The following is a 15,145-nucleotide window of genomic DNA, read 5'->3' on the forward strand; positions in this document are numbered from 1 at the left end:
GAGTTTGCCCAGTATGTCACTGATGCCCCGTTCGTCCCACTCAGTGGCCGCGGTCCTCTTCAAGGCCGCCTGCCCCGACTGCCGCGCACGCTTCGAACTGTCCGCCGGGGCGCTGCGGTTGGCCATCGGCGCCAGCCGGCGCACCACCTTCTACTCCTTCACCTGCCCGGAGTGCGGCAACGCCGTGCGCAAGCCCGCCGGTGAGCGCATCGTCGAACTCCTCACCGGGGGCGGGGTGCGGACACTGCGGCTGCACTCGACCGTCTAGGCTCGGCACATGTTCTGGGCGATGCTGGCGGTGGGCGCGGGGTTCTTCGGTCTCGCCGTGCTGAGTGTGTTCGCGATCAAGGTCTTCGTGGAGGCCCAGCGGCTCGGCCGCCAAGTGACCGAGACCACACGGCAGATCAACCGCGCCGCCGAGGATCTGGAGAAGGCGGCGGCCGGGGTCGCCCGGGCGGGTCAGGACCTCGGCTGAGCGGCGCCTTCCGGCCGGCGCCGGGCGATGACGTCCGATCGCTCGCGGCGCGTGGCGCGGTGCGGCCTGTCAACTCCCCTTATCAGGCGGGTACGCTGCTGAAGCGGCCCGAAATGTGAGGCGCGGGCCGCAACTGCGAGTATGCACGGGGATTGCCCTGCGTTTACTCCAGGGGGTTACGATCGCTGCCAAGCCCGGTGGTCGGACGACTGTCCGACAGCCGGTCCCGAAATCTGACGCCTCGGTGAAGAAGGTAGACAGCTATGGGTAGGCTCGGCCCCACCGAGATCATCCTGATCCTCGTCATCCTGGTCCTGCTCTTCGGCGCGAAGAAGCTGCCGGACATGGCCCGGTCCCTCGGCAAGTCGGCTCGGATCCTCAAGAGCGAGGCCAAGGCGATGAAGTCGGACGGCAAGAAGGACGAGGAGGCCCCGGCCGACCCGCCCGCGCCCACCGACCAGTCCGCTCCGCAGCAGCGCACCATCCAGGCCGCCCCCGGCGACGTGACCAGCTCCCGTCCCGTCACCGAGCCGACCGACCAGACGACGAAGCGCTGATCCAAGGCCGGTTGCGACGGCCGGCCTGCCGCACGAGATGAGGACGTGGGTTGCTCAAGTCTGCCCGCAAGGAGAGGGACCCCGAGGGGCGGATGCCGCTCGCGGACCATTTGCGTGAGCTCCGCAACCGGCTCGCGAAGGGAATGCTGGCGATCGCGATCGTCTCGATCGTCGCCGCGTTCTACAGCGAAGAGCTGATGAGGTTCCTCGCCGACCCGGTGCCGCGCTGCGAGGAGGGGCAGTCCACCACGGGCGGCGTCTGCGCCAAGGTCGCGTACATGGACCTGCTCTCGCCCTTCACCACCACGGTGAAGGTGTCGCTCATGGTCGGCATCGTCGTGGCCAGCCCCGTCTGGCTCTACCAGCTCTGGGCGTTCGTCGCGCCCGGACTGCACAAGCACGAGCGCAAGTACACGTATGCCTTCGTGGCTGCTGCCGTGCCGCTGTTCTTCGGCGGCGCCTGGCTCGCGTACGAAATCATGCCCATCAGCATTCGCGTGCTCCTCGGCATCACGCCCGAGGGCTCCGAGAACATCCTGCCGATGGACAAGATCCTCGACTTCAGCGTCCGGATGGTCCTCGTCTTCGGCGCCTCCTTCGAACTGCCCCTGCTGCTCGTGATGCTCAACATGACGGGCATGGTCACCGGACGCCGCATGCTCGGCTGGTGGCGCGGCGTCGTGATGGGCGTCTTCGTCTTCGGCGCGGTCGCGACGCCCACGACCGACCCCGTCGGCATGCTGGCGCTCGCCGGACCCATCGTCGTCCTCTACTTCCTCGCCGTCGGCTTCTCGATGCTGAACGACAAGCGCCGCCGCCGCGCGGACCCGGACGCGGAACTCGACGACGACGAGGCCTCCGACCTCGACCTCACCCCGGACCCGGTCGACGAGATCGAGGCGGTCCCCGCGTCCAAGGCGCTCCCGGAACAGCCCAACGGCAGCGGCTCCGAGGCCCGCACCTCCCGGTACAACGGGTACGACGACGTCACCTGAGCCCGGCCCGAGCCACCCCCCCGGGACACCTCTGAGGCTCCCCGCCGCGCGGGCCCGCACCGGGCCCGCGACTGGTTGCCGCGCCGCACCGCCTTGTAGGGTCCGCCCGTGACCAGCGAGATCACTCTCTTCGTCAATCCCACGGCGGGCCGAGGCCGCGGCGCGCACGCCGCCCAGCCGGCCGCCGCCGCCCTGCGCGCCGCCGGATTCTCCGTACGCACCGTCATCGGCGAGGACGCCGGGGACGCGCTGCGCCGGGCCCGTGCCGCCGTCGACGGCGGCACCGGAGCACTCATAGCCGTCGGCGGCGACGGCATGGCGAGCCTCGCCCTGCAGGCCGTCGCCGGCACCCGAACCCCGCTCGGCGTGATCGCCGTGGGCACCGGCAACGACTTCGCGCGGGCCCTCGGCCTGCCCGTGCGGGAGCCCGCCGCCGCGGGGGCCGTCGTGGCCGCCGCACTGAAGGAGACGCGGATACGGGACATCGACCTGGGGCGGGTCGGCGCCACCTGGTTCGGGACGGTGCTCGCCTCCGGCTTCGACTCGCGGGTCAACGACCGCGGCAACCGCATGCGCTGGCCCAGCGGACGCTTCAAGTACGACCTCGCGATGCTCGCGGAGCTGGCCGCGTTCAAGCCGGTCCCGTACCGCATCACGCTGGACGGCGGCTACGCGCGCGAGGTCGAGGCGACGCTGGTCGCGATCGGCAACGGGTCGTCGTACGGCGGCGGCATGAAGATCTGCGCCGGGGCCGACATGAGCGACGGGCTCTTCGACGTCACGGTGGTCGGCGACTGCAGCCGGACCACGCTGCTCAAGGTCTTTCCGCGGGTCTACAAGGGCACGCACCTGGACCACCCGAAGGTCACCGTGCACCGGGCGGCGCAGGTGGAGCTCGCGGCGCCCGGGACCGCCGGATACGCGGACGGCGAACGGCTGGGGGAGCTGCCGCTCACCGCGCGGTGTGTGCCGGGGGCGGTGCGGATCCTCGGGCCCTGACGCGGCCCCGCCTCCGCGTCCGCGGCGGCGTCCCACCCGCCCGCACGCCCGTGACCTGCGATTTCTCCTCGGTCCCGATAAAGATCGTCCGTTGTCAGTGGCGGCCGGTAGGCTCGAAAGCACGATGACAGAGGACCTCTCACCGGCCGAGCGGTATGCGGCAGCGCGTCAGCGTGCTGCCGAGCAGGCCACCGCGCTCGCGGACTTCCGCGAGATGTACGAATTCGGCCTCGACCCCTTCCAGATCGAGGCGTGCCAGGCGCTCGAATCCGGCAAGGGCGTGCTCGTGGCCGCCCCCACGGGCTCCGGCAAGACGATCGTCGGCGAGTTCGCCGTGCACCTTGCCCTCCAGCAGGGCAAGAAGTGTTTCTACACCACGCCGATCAAGGCGCTCTCCAACCAGAAGTACGCCGACCTGGCCAAGCGCTATGGAGCGGACCAGGTCGGCCTGCTCACCGGCGACAACAGCGTCAACTCCGAGGCGCCGATCGTCGTGATGACCACCGAGGTCCTGCGGAACATGCTGTATTCGGGCTCGCAGTCCCTGCTCGGCCTCGGCTATGCGGTGATGGACGAGGTGCACTACCTCTCGGACCGCTTCCGCGGCGCCGTCTGGGAGGAAGTGATCATTCACCTCCCGGAGTCGGTCACACTCGTCTCCCTCTCGGCCACTGTGTCGAACGCGGAGGAGTTCGGGGACTGGCTCGACACGGTCCGCGGTCACACCGAAGTGATCGTTTCCGAGCACCGCCCCGTGCCGCTGTTCCAGCACGTGCTCGCGGGCCGCCGGATGTACGACCTCTTCGAGGAGGGCGAGGGCCGCAAGAAGACGGTCAACCCGGACCTGACGCGGATGGCCCGCCTGGAGGCCAGCCGTTCGTACAACCCTCGGGATCGCCGCAAGGGCAAGATGGTCCGCGAGGCCGACCGCGAGCGGGAGCGCAGATCGCGGTCGCGGATCTGGACGCCGGGCCGCCCCGAAGTCATCGAGTGCCTGGACGCCGAAGGGCTCCTGCCCGCCATCACGTTCATCTTCAGCCGCGCCGGCTGCGAGGCCGCCGTCCAGCAGTGCCTGTACGCGGGCCTGCGCCTGAACGACGACGAGGCGCGCCTGCGGGTCCGCGAACTCGTCGAGGAGCGCACGGCCTCCATCCCGAACGAGGACCTCCACGTCCTCGGCTACTACGAATGGCTGGAGGGCCTGGAGCGCGGCATCGCCGCCCACCACGCGGGCATGCTGCCGACCTTCAAGGAGGTCGTGGAGGAGCTGTTCGTGCGCGGCCTGGTGAAGGCCGTCTTCGCCACCGAGACGCTGGCGCTCGGCATCAACATGCCCGCGCGCAGCGTGGTCCTCGAAAAGCTCGTGAAGTGGAACGGCGAACAGCACGCCGACATCACCCCCGGCGAGTACACCCAGCTGACCGGCCGCGCCGGCCGCCGCGGCATCGACGTCGAGGGTCACGCGGTCGTGCTGTGGCAGCGCGCCATGAGCCCCGAGCACCTGGCGGGCCTCGCGGGCACCCGCACATATCCGCTCCGCTCCAGCTTCAAGCCGTCGTACAACATGGCGGTGAACCTGGTCGAGCAGTTCGGCCGGCACCGCTCGCGCGAGCTCCTGGAGACGTCCTTCGCGCAGTTCCAGGCCGACAAGTCGGTCGTCGGGATCTCCCGGCAGGTGCAGAAGAACGAGGAAGGTCTTGAGGGCTACAAGGCCTCCATGACCTGCCACTTGGGTGACTTCGAGGAGTACGCGCGGCTGCGCCGCGAGCTCAAGGACCGGGAGACCGAGCTCGCCAAGCAGGGCGCCGTCCAGCGCCGGGTCGCCGCCGCGGCCGCCCTGGAGAAGCTCAAGCCGGGCGACGTGATCCACGTGCCCACCGGCAAGTACGCGGGCCTCGCGCTGGTGCTCGACCCCGGGCTGCCCGCGGGCCGCGCCAACGGCCACCGCGGCTTCGAGCACCAGGACGGCCCGCGCCCGCTGGTGCTCACCGCCGAGCGGCAGGTCAAGCGGCTCGCGTCGATGGACTTCCCGGTGCCCGTCGAGGCCGTGGAGCGGATGCGCATCCCGAAGTCGTTCAACGCGCGCTCGCCCCAGTCGCGCCGCGACCTCGCCTCCGCGCTGCGCACCAAGGCCGGGCACATCGTGCCCGAGCGGCACCGCAAGGGCCGCTCGGTGGCCGCCGACGACCGCGAGATCGCCCGCCTGCGCGCCGAGTTGCGGGCCCACCCGTGCCACGGCTGCGACGAGCGCGAGGACCACGCCCGCTGGGCCGAGCGCTATCACCGGCTGCTGCGCGACACCGCGCAGCTGGAGCGCCGCATCGAGGGGCGTACGAACACCATCGCCCGCACCTTCGACCGCATCGTCGCGCTCCTCACCGAGCTCGACTATCTGCGCGGCGACGAGGTCACCGAGCACGGCAGGCGCCTCGCCCGGCTCTACGGCGAGTTGGACCTGCTGGCGAGCGAATGCCTGCGCGCGGGCGTGTGGGAGGGCCTGTCGCCCGCCGAACTGGCCGCGTGCGTCTCGGCGTTGGTGTACGAGGCCCGGGTCGGCGACGACGCGCTCGCGCCCAAGCTGCCCTCCGGCAGGGCCAAGGCGGCGCTCGGTGAGATGGTGCGCATCTGGGGGCGTCTGGACGCCTTGGAGGAGGAATTCCGGATCAGTCAGACGGAGGGCGTCGGGCAGCGTGAGCCCGACCTGAACTTCGCCTGGGCGGCGTACATGTGGGCGGGCGGCAGCGGCCTCGACGAGGTGCTGCGCGAGGCGGAGATGCCGGCCGGGGACTTCGTGCGCTGGTGCAAGCAGGTCATCGACGTGCTCGGGCAGATCTCGGCGGCGGCACCGCGCGAGGGCAGCACGGTCGGGAAGAACGCGCGCAAGGCCGTGGACCAACTCCTGCACGGAGTGGTGGCGTACAGCTCGGTGGGCTGACGTACACGGCGATCAAGTGGCCCCCGTCGGGTGAACCGGCGGGGGCCGCTGCCGTACCCGGATCCGGTGTCCCCCACCAGGGCGACGCTCTGGCTGAAACGCGCCACCTCGGTGACTCCATGAGGTCAGGCGGTCGCCACACGTGCAAATGGAGCAGAGTGTAGGCCTCTCGGCGGGCCCTCGCAGAGGGTTGCCGAATATGACTCCAGCGTGATGCGAGCGGACTAAGCTCGCCCGGAGCGCGGCGAGTTGAACGAGTTGCGACAGATTCGCGCGCTTGTTCCCGGATATTCGATAGTTCGTTTTCTTCGCGCGGGGCGAACCCCCGGCGAACCCCTCGTACCACCACATCCAGTACATGCGTTTCCAGAGTCACCCCCGTTCTGTTCTTCAGCGTTACTCACATCCCCCACATCCCCCACGTAACCGACGTCCCCAACTTCCTCCCCCAAGACGAGTGTTCAGAGGGCATACATGGTGAGTGTTCAATCGCCTCCCGGTGGCCGAGAAGTCCCTTACGCACGCGTGCTGTTGGTGCCCGCCATGGTGATGGCGGCGGCCACGGGAGCCGCCGTCGCCGCGGTGACGGAGCCGGCCCGGATCGCGGTCGGCTGGTGCGGCGCCATCGCCACGCTCGTGGTCCTCGCCGTCGGCGGCGAGGCGGCCCGCCGCGGCCGCGCGCTGCGGGACCTGCGCAGGAGTCACGCGGCGCAGACCGCCCACCTGGAGCACCGCATCGCGACCCACGACGAGGACACCGTCCGGCTGGGCCGCGAGCTGCTGCCCGAGACCCTGTACCGGGTCCGGCAGGGCGAGGCCCCCTCGGAGGTCATCCGTCACGTCATCGACGGCGACGAGACCAACCGCCGCCTGCCGCAGTCCCAGCGCGTCCTGCTGCGCTCCATCCTGGACACCCTGGACCGCGAGGAGGCGATGCGCGAGAACGCGCAGCGCGCCTTCGTCAACATCGCGCGGCGCGTGCAGTCCATCGTCCACCAACAGGCCGCGGAACTGCGCGACATGGAGGAGTTCCACGGCCGCAACCCCGAGGTCTTCGACGACCTGCTCCGCATCGACCACGGCACGGCCCTCATCGGCCGCCTCGCCGACTCGATCACGGTGCTCGGCGGGGCCCGTCCTGGCCGCCAGTGGCCCAAGCCCGTGCCGCTGTTCAGCGTGTTGCGCGGCGCCATGTCCCGGATCCTGGAGTACCAGCGCGTCGACCTGCACTCCATCGCCAAGGTCAACATCCACGGCACCAAGGTGGAGCCGCTCATCCACGCCTGCGCCGAACTGCTCGACAACGCCACGCGCTACTCGCCGCCGCAGACCCGGGTGCACGTCACCGCGGTCGAGGTGCAGACGGGCATCGCCGTGGAGATCGAGGACGGCGGCGTCAGCCTCAGCGAGGAGGCCCGCTCCCGGGCCGAGCGGATGCTGGAGAAGGCCCAGCAGGGCATGGACCTGAACGAGCTGGGTGAGACGCCCCGGCTGGGCATGGCCGTCGTGGGCCGGCTCTCGCAGATGTACAACCTCCAGGTGTCGCTCAGGCAGTCCGCGTACGGCGGCGTGCGCGCCGTCCTCATCGTGCCGCGCGACATGCTCACCTCGGAGCCCGCGCCCGGCCTCGCCCACGGCATCGGCGCCTCCGCCGTGCCGCGCGTGAACGCCGACGGCACGATCATCGAAGAGGCCCGCGACATCCGCCGCAAGAAGCCGCGCAAGGTCACCACGGTGCCGCGCCCCTCCATGCCGCTCAAGGCGTCCATGGAGGACGAGATCCCAGAAGTCACCGAGTGGACGGCCAACGGCCTTCCGCAGCGCAGGAGTCGCGTCAAGATGTCGCTCAGCGAGCGCTACGCGCAAGAGGCCGAGGCCCAGCGCCGCGCCGAGGCGGCCATGGCCGCCGCACCACCTCCGCCGCCGCAGCCGGCGCAGAAGGAGGAGAAGGAGCCCGGTCTGTGGATCGAGGCCTTCATGAAGGGCGTGAACGGCGAGGACCCGGCCGCGGGCGAGCGCCCGCACGACCCGGCGGCCCCGCAGCAGGCCCGCAACCAGAACGACCACGGCAGCACCGACAACGCCGACGAGGGGGGCTGGAAGTGATCCAGCAGCGGGCCAACTTCGACTGGATGCTCAAGGAACTCGCCGACGGCGTGCACGGAACCCGGCAGATCGTGGTGCTCTCCGCCGACGGCCTGCGCATCGCGCGCCACGGCGGCGACCCCGACGGCGCCGACCGTCTCGCCGCCGCCTGCGCGGGGCTGCAGAGCCTCGCCGCCGCCGTGGCCACCGAGATCCCGGAGAGCGACGGCACGATGCGCATGGTCATCATCGAGGTCGACTGCGGCTACTTCTACATGATGGCCGCGGGTGCGGGCGCCTATCTCGCCGTGCTGGCCGAGGAGACCGTCGACGCCGGGCTGATCGGCAACCGCATGCGTGACCTGGTCGTCCGGATCGGCGCGCACCTCACGAGCCCGCCCCGGCGAGACGGGCAGGCCGTATGACTCATCCGCAAGACCCCCCGCAAGACCCTGTTCCCGATGGCCTTGGGGGCACTGGTAGCACTGGTGGCACTGGTAGCCCTGGCGGCCTTGATGACCTCGACCGTCTCGACGCCCGCTTCCAGGCGGAGGTGCCCGTCCGGCGTGAGCGCCGCAGCCCCGAGAACCCGGAGAGGCTGTACATCCTCACCGGCGACGACTCGGAGCGGGCACCGCTCGACCTGGTCACGCTGATCGTCGCCAAGGGCCCCCCGGCCCCGACGGCACAGCCCGAGCAGTCCGCCGTGCTGCGGCTGTGCCGGACACCGCTGTCCGTCGCGGAGCTCTCGGCCTATCTGGCGCTGCCGGTCAGCGTGGTGACCGTGGTCGTCACGGACCTGCTCGCGGCGGACTTAGTGCAGGCACGCGCCCCCGTGGTGCGCTCCGCGCTCCCCGACCGTTCCCTTCTCGAAGCGGTGATGCATGGACTTCAAAAGCTCTGACACGCTCACCTCCGGCGCGATCACCGGGCCCAGTGAGCAGGACGTCCTGCCCGCCACGGCCACGGCCGCCGTGAAGGTCGTCATCGTGGGCGGGTTCGGAGTCGGCAAGACGACCATGGTGGGCGCGGTCAGCGAGATCCGTCCGCTGACCACCGAAGAGACCATGACGCAGGCCGGCATCGGCGTCGACGACAACTACGGCTCCGAGACGAAGACGGCCACGACCGTCGCGATGGACTTCGGCCGGATCAGCATCTCCGAAGAGCTGGTGCTGTATCTGTTCGGCACCCCGGGCCAGGAGCGGTTCTGGTTCCTGTGGAACGGCCTCTTCGAAGGTGCCCTCGGCGCCGTCGTCCTCATCGACACCCGCCGCCTGGAAGTCAGCTTCGACGTGATCGGGCGCCTGGAGGAGCGCGGCGTGCCGTTCATCATCGCCGTCAACGACTTCCCGGACGCGCCACGCCACCCGGTCGACGCCCTGCGTAAGGCCCTCGACCTGGACCAGCACGTGCCGATAGTGCACTGCGACGCTCGCCAGCGGGTCTCCAGCAAGGACACGCTGATGACGCTCATGCGCTATCTGCACGCCCTGGCCCTGGCAAGGACCTGAGCGCGCCACGACACCCCTACACCTCACCCCCCACACCTCACCCCCGCCACACCTCACCCCCGCCACACCTCACCCCCGCCACACCTCACACCCCGGACCTTTCGCGACCCCGGAGCGACCCACCGTGACGACTCCCTCCTCCTCCCGACCCGGCACCGACGCGGCCACCGCGCCACCACCCGGCTGCCCCGCCCACGAGCCCTCCGGCATCGGCGCCGGCGGCCTGCGCCGCCTGTTCGGCCCCGAGGCCGACCAGGACCTCGCGGGCGTGTACGAGAAGCTGCGCGCCGAACACGGCCCGGTGGCCCCGGCGTTGATCCACAACGACGTACGCGTCTGGGCGGTGCTCGGCCACAGCGAGAACCTGCACATGGTCCGCACACCCTCGCAGTACACCCGCGACTCCCGCGTGTGGAGCGCCGTCCGGGACGGCACCGCGGGCGCCGACCACCCGCTCGCGCCGGTCTTCACCTGGCAGCCGATGTGCACCTTCGCCGAGGGCGCCGAGCACCAGCGGCTGCGCGGGGCCGTCACCGGCGCCATGGCGGGCCTCGACCACCGCGGCATCCGCCGCCACATCAACCGCTACAGCAACAGACTCCTCAACGACATCTGCGAGGTCGGCCGGGCCGACCTGGTGGGCCAGTTCGCCGAGCATCTGCCGATGATGGTGATGCTGCACGTCCTCGGCATGCCCGAGGACTACAGCGAGCGCATGGTGCAGGCGGCCCGGGACATGATCAAGGGCACCGAGACGGCCATCGCCAGCAACGCGTACGTGATGGAGGCCCTCACCCGGCACGTCGTGCGCCGCCGCGCGCAGCCCGAGGAGGACTTCACCAGCGCCCTGATCGCCCAGCCCCAGCAGCTCACCGACGACGAGGTCGCCGCCCATCTGCGCCTGGTGCTGATCGCGGCGTACGAGGCCACGGCGAACCTCATCGCGAACGTGCTGCGCATGGTGCTGACCGATCCGCGCTTCCGCGCCCAGCTCAGCGGCGGCCAGATGACCGTGCCCGAGGCGGTCGAGCAGTCGCTGTGGGACGAGCCGCCGTTCAGCGCGATGGTCGGCTACTTCGCCAAGCAGGACACCCAGCTCGGCGGGCGGGAGATCAAGGCGGGCGACGGCCTGCTCCTCGGCATCCAGCCGGGCAACGTCGACCCCGTCGTGCGCCCCGACCTGTCCGCGAACATGCAGGGCAACCGCTCCCACCTCGCGTTCAGCGGCGGGCCGCACGAGTGCCCCGGCCAGGACATCGGCCGCGCCATCGCCGACACCGGCGTGGACGCGCTGCTCATGCGGCTGCCCGACGTGGAACTCGCCGTGGACGAGCGGGAGTTGCGCTGGCGCTCGTCGATCCTGTCGCGGCACCTGGTGGAGCTGCCGGTGCAGTTCGGCAAGCGGCCGCCGCAGGACGTCACCGCCAGGCCGATGTCGCACGAGCCGGCGCCGCGCAGGAACTGGGAGGTGTCGTCGCCGATGCCGCAGCCGTTCCCCGAACCGGCCGCCCCGGCCGCGCAGCCGGAGCCACTCGCCGCCCCGACGGCCGCGCCGGTCCGGCGCAAGGGGGCGTGGCGGCGCTTCCTGGAGTGGTGGCGGGGGTACTGAGTGCTTCGCCTGGGTGTGCGGTGTCCTGCGGGCCGGTGGGGGCTGGTCGCGCCCCGCGGCGGAGCCGCAAGTCGACACAGCCCCGCGCCCCTTACGGGGCGCGGCTACTGAGCCCAGTCGTCGTACGCCGACCAGGCCTCCAGGGTGCGGCCGCTCACGAAGTGGTGCGCGGTCCCGGTCACCGGGTCGGTGAACTCCAGGACACGGGCCAGGAGTTGGAGGGGGCGCCGGAAGTCGTCCGGCGCCGCCGCCGGGCGCACCTCGGGGTAGAGCGGGTCGCCCAGGATGGGCAGGCCGAGGGCGTTCATGTGGACGCGGAGCTGATGGGTGCGGCCGGTGTGCGGCAGGAGCCGGTAGCGCCCGAACCGGCCGTCGTGCTCGACGAGTTCGACGCGGCTCTCGCTGTTCGGCTCGGCGCCGGGCACCTCGTACGCCGCGAGGACGCCGCGTTCCTTGACGATGTGGCTGCGCACGGTGCACGGCAGGTCGAGCCCGGGGTCGTACGCGGCCACGGCCTCGTACTCCTTGTGCACCCGGCGGTCGCGGAACAGCGACTGGTACGCGCCGCGCTCCTCGGGCCGCACGGTGAACAGGAGCAGCCCCGCGGTGAGCCGGTCCAGGCGGTGCGCGGCGCCGAGCGCCGGGATGCCGAGGCGGGCGCGCAGCCGCGCGAGCGCGGTCTCCGCCACATGGCTGCCGCGCGGCATGGTGGCGAGGAAGTGCGGTTTGTCGGCGACGACGATGTGCTCGTCGTGATACACGACGTCGATGGCGTACGGGACCGGGGGCTCGTCCGGCAGGTCCCGGTGGAACCACAGATACGCGCCCGGCGCGTACGGGGCGTCCGGCGCCACCGGCACCCCGTCCGCGCCGACGATCCGGCCGTCGCGCAGCATCGCGTCGACGAGGCCGGGCGGCGCCGCGAGCCGGTCGACGAGGTGGTCCCGCACCTGGGCCCACGCCTCGCTGTCCGGCAGCCGGACCCGCACGGGGTCGACGCCGTCGCGCTGCGGCAAGGGAGCGGGCGGAACGCGGCGTCTTCGGGTCACAGCGGGAAGGGTACGGGGCGCCGCGCTTGCGGGACGGAGGCTGTGCCCGCGGGGCGTGTGGCCGGCCGCCGCCGTGGGAAAACCGCTGTCCCGCGCGTCGGCCGCGCTGCACGATGGGGCCATGCCTTTCAAGATCCCGAACGTGGTCGAGCCCGGAACCTTCGCCGATCAGGACCAGCCCGCCCTGCCCGCCCCCGGCGGCCTGATCCTGCGCGCCTGGTCGCCGCCGGACGCGCCCGCCGTGTACGAGGCGTTCCAGGACCCGGTGCTGCAACGCTGGCACGCGCGCGTGGCCGACGACGAGGACGAGGCCCGCGAGTGGATCGAGGGCTGGCGGGCGGCGTGGGCCGAGGAGCGGAACGCGCACTGGGCCGTCGCGGACGCGGACACCGGCGAAGTGCTCGGCCGGGTCGCGCTGCGCGAGATCAACCTCGGTGAGGGCCAGGCGGAGATGGCGTACTGGACCCTGCTGCGCGCCCGCGGCCGGGGCGTCGCACCGCGCGCGGTCACCACCCTGGCCGCCTGGGCGCTCGACGTCGTGGGTCTGCACCGCCTCGAGCTCACCCACGCGACGGCCAACGAGGCGTCGTGCCGAGTGGCGCTGAAAACCGGCTTCGCACCGGAGGGCACCAAGCGCAGCGCCGTACTCCACGAGGACGGCTGGCACGACATGCACTTGCACGCCCGGATCAAGGGGGACGGGATGAGCTAGGCGCCGCCGACACGGGGCCCGCCGTACTGGGGTCGGCTGAGCCGCTGTGGTACGAAGCGCCCCGGTAGGGGCGCGGGGAACTGCGCGCCAAGCCACAGCGAAACCCGCGGCCTGCAAGGCACCACAAGCGGCAGCCCCTGCCCAGCCGCAGGTGAAGTGCCCCCCCCCGCGCGGAGGGCGCCCGCCAACCCCCACCGCCCAAGCGCAGCGTTACGCGGCAGTCTCCTGTTCCGCTTCCACCGTCGCGTTCCACTCCCGCTTCGACGCCTGCCAGCCGTCCTCGTTGTGGCCGAGGCGCCAGTAGCCGGACACGGAGAGGCGCTCGCGCGGGACCTGGTGCTCCACGCGCAGGACGCGGCGCAGCTCCTTCACGAAGCCCGCCTCGCCGTGCACGAAGGCCTGCACGTCGCCCGCGGGGAAGTCCAGCGCGCGCACGGCCTCGACCAGCGCCTGGCCGACGGGACGGCCGGCGCGGTGCAGCCAGACGACTGCGGCGTGCGTGTCGATCGGCTGCTCCTCCTCGGGGCCCTCGACCTCCACGAAGGCGCGCACGTCGGCGCCCTCCGGCAGGGCCTCGAGGGCGGCGGCGATGGCGGGCAACGCACTCTCGTCGCCGGCGATCAGGTGCCAGTCGGCGGCCGGGTCCGGGGCGTACCCGCCGCCGGGGCCGAGCATGCGGACCGTCTCGCCCGGCCGCACGCGCCGCGCCCACGGCCCGGCGAGGCCCTCGTCGCCGTGGATCACGAAGTCGAGGGCGAGCTCCCGGGCCTTGGGGTCCCACCAGCGCACCGTGTACGTCCGCGTCACGGGCCACTGCTCGCGCGGCATCTCCTCGCGGATCCGCTGGATGTCGAAGGGCTCCGGATAGCTCACGCCCTCGGGCGCGAAGAGCAGCTTCACATAGTGGTCCGTGCAGTCCCCGGCGGTGAACTCCGCCAGGCCGTCGCCGCCGACGACCACACGCTGCATATGGGGTGTCAGGCGTTCGGTGCGCACGACCTGCGCGATGTGGGGCTTGGGAGTCTTGCGTGCGGGTCGCTCTGCCATGGCGTCGGCCTTCCCCTGATCCACTATTAGTTAGGTTTACCTAACCTAGCACCTCACTCCTGAAGTGTGGTCAACAGCCGGTGCAGCGAACCGCCGAGCCCCCAGCGCGCGGCCAGTTCCTCCAGGGCGGCCGGATCGCGCGGCTCGCGCGGCAGCGCGACGTCGACGTCCGGCAGCGGGACGTCGTCCGCGACCCGGACCACCTTCGGCGCCACGGCCACATAGGCGCGGGACTCGTCGAGGCGCTTGCGCTGCGACGGGGTGAGCTTGGAGCGCGGGTCGTCGACGGCGGCCATGATCCCGGCCAGGTCGCCGAAGGCGTCGAGCAGCTTGGCGGCGGTCTTCTCGCCGATGCCGGGCACGCCGGGCAGCCCGTCGCTCGGGTCGCCGCGCAGCAGGGCGAGATCCACATAGCCGGGGCCGTCCACGCCGTACTTCTCGCGCAGCCACGCCTCGTCGGTCACCTGGAGGGTGCCGACTCCTTTCAAGGGATAGAGGACGCGGATGCCGCGGGCGTCGTCCACGAGCTGATACAGGTCGCGGTCGCCCGTGATGACGTCGACCGGGCCGGTGGCGCGCGCGGCGAAGGTGCCGATCACGTCGTCCGCCTCGTACGGCGTGACGCCCACGCGGGCGATGCCGAGGGCGTCCAGGACCTCCTCGATCACCGGGACCTGGGGGGAGAGGGTGTCCGGGACCTCTTCGGTGTCGGGGGTGACGGCGCCTTCGGGGGCCTCCTCGGCGACGCGGTGCGCCTTGTACGAGGGGATGAGCTCCACGCGCCAGTGCGGGCGCCAGTCCGCGTCCATGCAGGCGACGAGGTCGTCGGGGCGGTGGTCCTGGACCAGGCGCGCGATGAAGTCGAGCAGGCCGCGCACCGCGTTCACCGGGGTGCCGTCCGGGGCCCGCACGGATTCGGGGACCCCGAAATAGGCCCGGAAGTACAGGGACGCCGTGTCGAGCAGCATCAGCCGCCGCGTTGCTTGAGTCACGTTCGCATCATGCCGCACGGCACCGACAGCGGGCCGTGACCGAGGTGGGGGAATGTGACCTGCGGCACTCCTGGGTTTGGCTTCTGTAAGCGAGGGCAGGCGCGCACCCGGAGCGAACCCGGTCGAGTTTTCAACTTCTTGACGGGCGAGCGGGCAGACCCCGCGCCGCTCCACGG

Annotated in this window: 15 protein-coding genes; 12 read left to right on the forward strand and 3 right to left on the reverse strand. The window is 71.6% G+C overall.

What is annotated here, in order from left to right; translation table 11 throughout:
- Positions 1-22: 22 nt before the first annotated feature.
- The 11 genes from AC0KTA_RS31230 to AC0KTA_RS31280 all read left to right on the forward strand — a co-directional run bounded on the left by AC0KTA_RS31230 (position 23) and on the right by AC0KTA_RS31280 (position 11,169).
- A complete protein-coding gene (locus AC0KTA_RS31230; RefSeq protein ID WP_481051549.1) occupies positions 23-268 on the forward strand; it encodes a hypothetical protein in 246 nt (81 codons plus the stop codon).
- 9 nt (positions 269-277) lie between these two features.
- The gene (locus tag AC0KTA_RS31235) at positions 278-475 is read left to right on the forward strand and encodes a hypothetical protein (protein ID WP_481051550.1); all 198 of its coding nucleotides are present in this window, start codon (positions 278-280) and stop codon (positions 473-475) included.
- Between the two features lie 263 nt (positions 476-738).
- Positions 739-1,032 (forward strand): Sec-independent protein translocase subunit TatA, encoded by a 294-nt coding sequence (tatA, locus tag AC0KTA_RS31240; RefSeq protein WP_481051551.1) that lies wholly within the window; start codon positions 739-741, stop codon positions 1,030-1,032.
- A gap of 92 nt (positions 1,033-1,124) precedes the next feature.
- A complete protein-coding gene (gene tatC / locus AC0KTA_RS31245) occupies positions 1,125-2,027 on the forward strand; it encodes a twin-arginine translocase subunit TatC (protein WP_481056631.1) in 903 nt (300 codons plus the stop codon).
- A 108-nt stretch (positions 2,028-2,135) separates the two neighbouring features.
- Positions 2,136-3,026: a diacylglycerol kinase gene (locus AC0KTA_RS31250; RefSeq protein ID WP_481051552.1), complete on the forward strand. Its 891-nt coding sequence runs from the start codon at positions 2,136-2,138 to the stop codon at positions 3,024-3,026.
- A 124-nt stretch (positions 3,027-3,150) separates the two neighbouring features.
- Positions 3,151-5,961, forward strand: coding sequence for a DEAD/DEAH box helicase (locus AC0KTA_RS31255; RefSeq protein ID WP_481051553.1), 2,811 nt, complete (start codon positions 3,151-3,153; stop codon positions 5,959-5,961).
- A 474-nt stretch (positions 5,962-6,435) separates the two neighbouring features.
- Positions 6,436-8,067: an ATP-binding protein gene (locus AC0KTA_RS31260; protein WP_481051554.1), complete on the forward strand. Its 1,632-nt coding sequence runs from the start codon at positions 6,436-6,438 to the stop codon at positions 8,065-8,067.
- Positions 8,064-8,471, forward strand: coding sequence for a roadblock/LC7 domain-containing protein (locus AC0KTA_RS31265; RefSeq protein WP_481051555.1), 408 nt, complete (start codon positions 8,064-8,066; stop codon positions 8,469-8,471). Before AC0KTA_RS31260 ends, AC0KTA_RS31265 begins: the two co-directional genes overlap by 4 nt.
- 128 nt (positions 8,472-8,599) lie before the next feature.
- The gene (locus AC0KTA_RS31270) at positions 8,600-8,950 is read left to right on the forward strand and encodes a DUF742 domain-containing protein (protein WP_481051556.1); all 351 of its coding nucleotides are present in this window, start codon (positions 8,600-8,602) and stop codon (positions 8,948-8,950) included.
- Positions 8,931-9,560: a GTP-binding protein gene (locus AC0KTA_RS31275; protein ID WP_481051557.1), complete on the forward strand. Its 630-nt coding sequence runs from the start codon at positions 8,931-8,933 to the stop codon at positions 9,558-9,560. The genes AC0KTA_RS31270 and AC0KTA_RS31275 overlap by 20 nt, the downstream gene beginning before the upstream one ends.
- Positions 9,561-9,684: 124 nt before the next feature.
- The gene (locus tag AC0KTA_RS31280; protein ID WP_481051558.1) at positions 9,685-11,169 is read left to right on the forward strand and encodes a cytochrome P450; all 1,485 of its coding nucleotides are present in this window, start codon (positions 9,685-9,687) and stop codon (positions 11,167-11,169) included.
- A 104-nt stretch (positions 11,170-11,273) separates the two neighbouring features.
- Here the strand turns inward: AC0KTA_RS31280 and AC0KTA_RS31285 are convergent, their stop codons facing one another.
- Positions 11,274-12,218 (reverse strand): RluA family pseudouridine synthase, encoded by a 945-nt coding sequence (locus AC0KTA_RS31285; RefSeq protein ID WP_481051559.1) that lies wholly within the window; start codon positions 12,216-12,218, stop codon positions 11,274-11,276.
- A gap of 121 nt (positions 12,219-12,339) precedes the next feature.
- On the opposite strand from AC0KTA_RS31285, the gene AC0KTA_RS31290 reads away from it, so the two are divergent.
- A complete protein-coding gene (locus AC0KTA_RS31290; RefSeq protein WP_481051560.1) occupies positions 12,340-12,930 on the forward strand; it encodes a GNAT family N-acetyltransferase in 591 nt (196 codons plus the stop codon).
- A gap of 210 nt (positions 12,931-13,140) precedes the next feature.
- Here AC0KTA_RS31290 and AC0KTA_RS31295 read toward each other — a convergent pair whose 3' ends face one another.
- On the reverse strand, positions 13,141-13,977 hold the full coding sequence (locus tag AC0KTA_RS31295; protein WP_481051561.1) for a siderophore-interacting protein: 837 nt from the start codon (positions 13,975-13,977) through the stop codon (positions 13,141-13,143).
- Between the two features lie 53 nt (positions 13,978-14,030).
- Positions 14,031-14,945, reverse strand: a complete 915-nt coding sequence (locus tag AC0KTA_RS31300) for a 5'-3' exonuclease (RefSeq protein WP_481056632.1) — start codon at positions 14,943-14,945, stop codon at positions 14,031-14,033.
- Positions 14,946-15,145: the final 200 nt, after the last annotated feature.

Source organism: Streptomyces sp. Y309 (assembly GCF_056712025.1).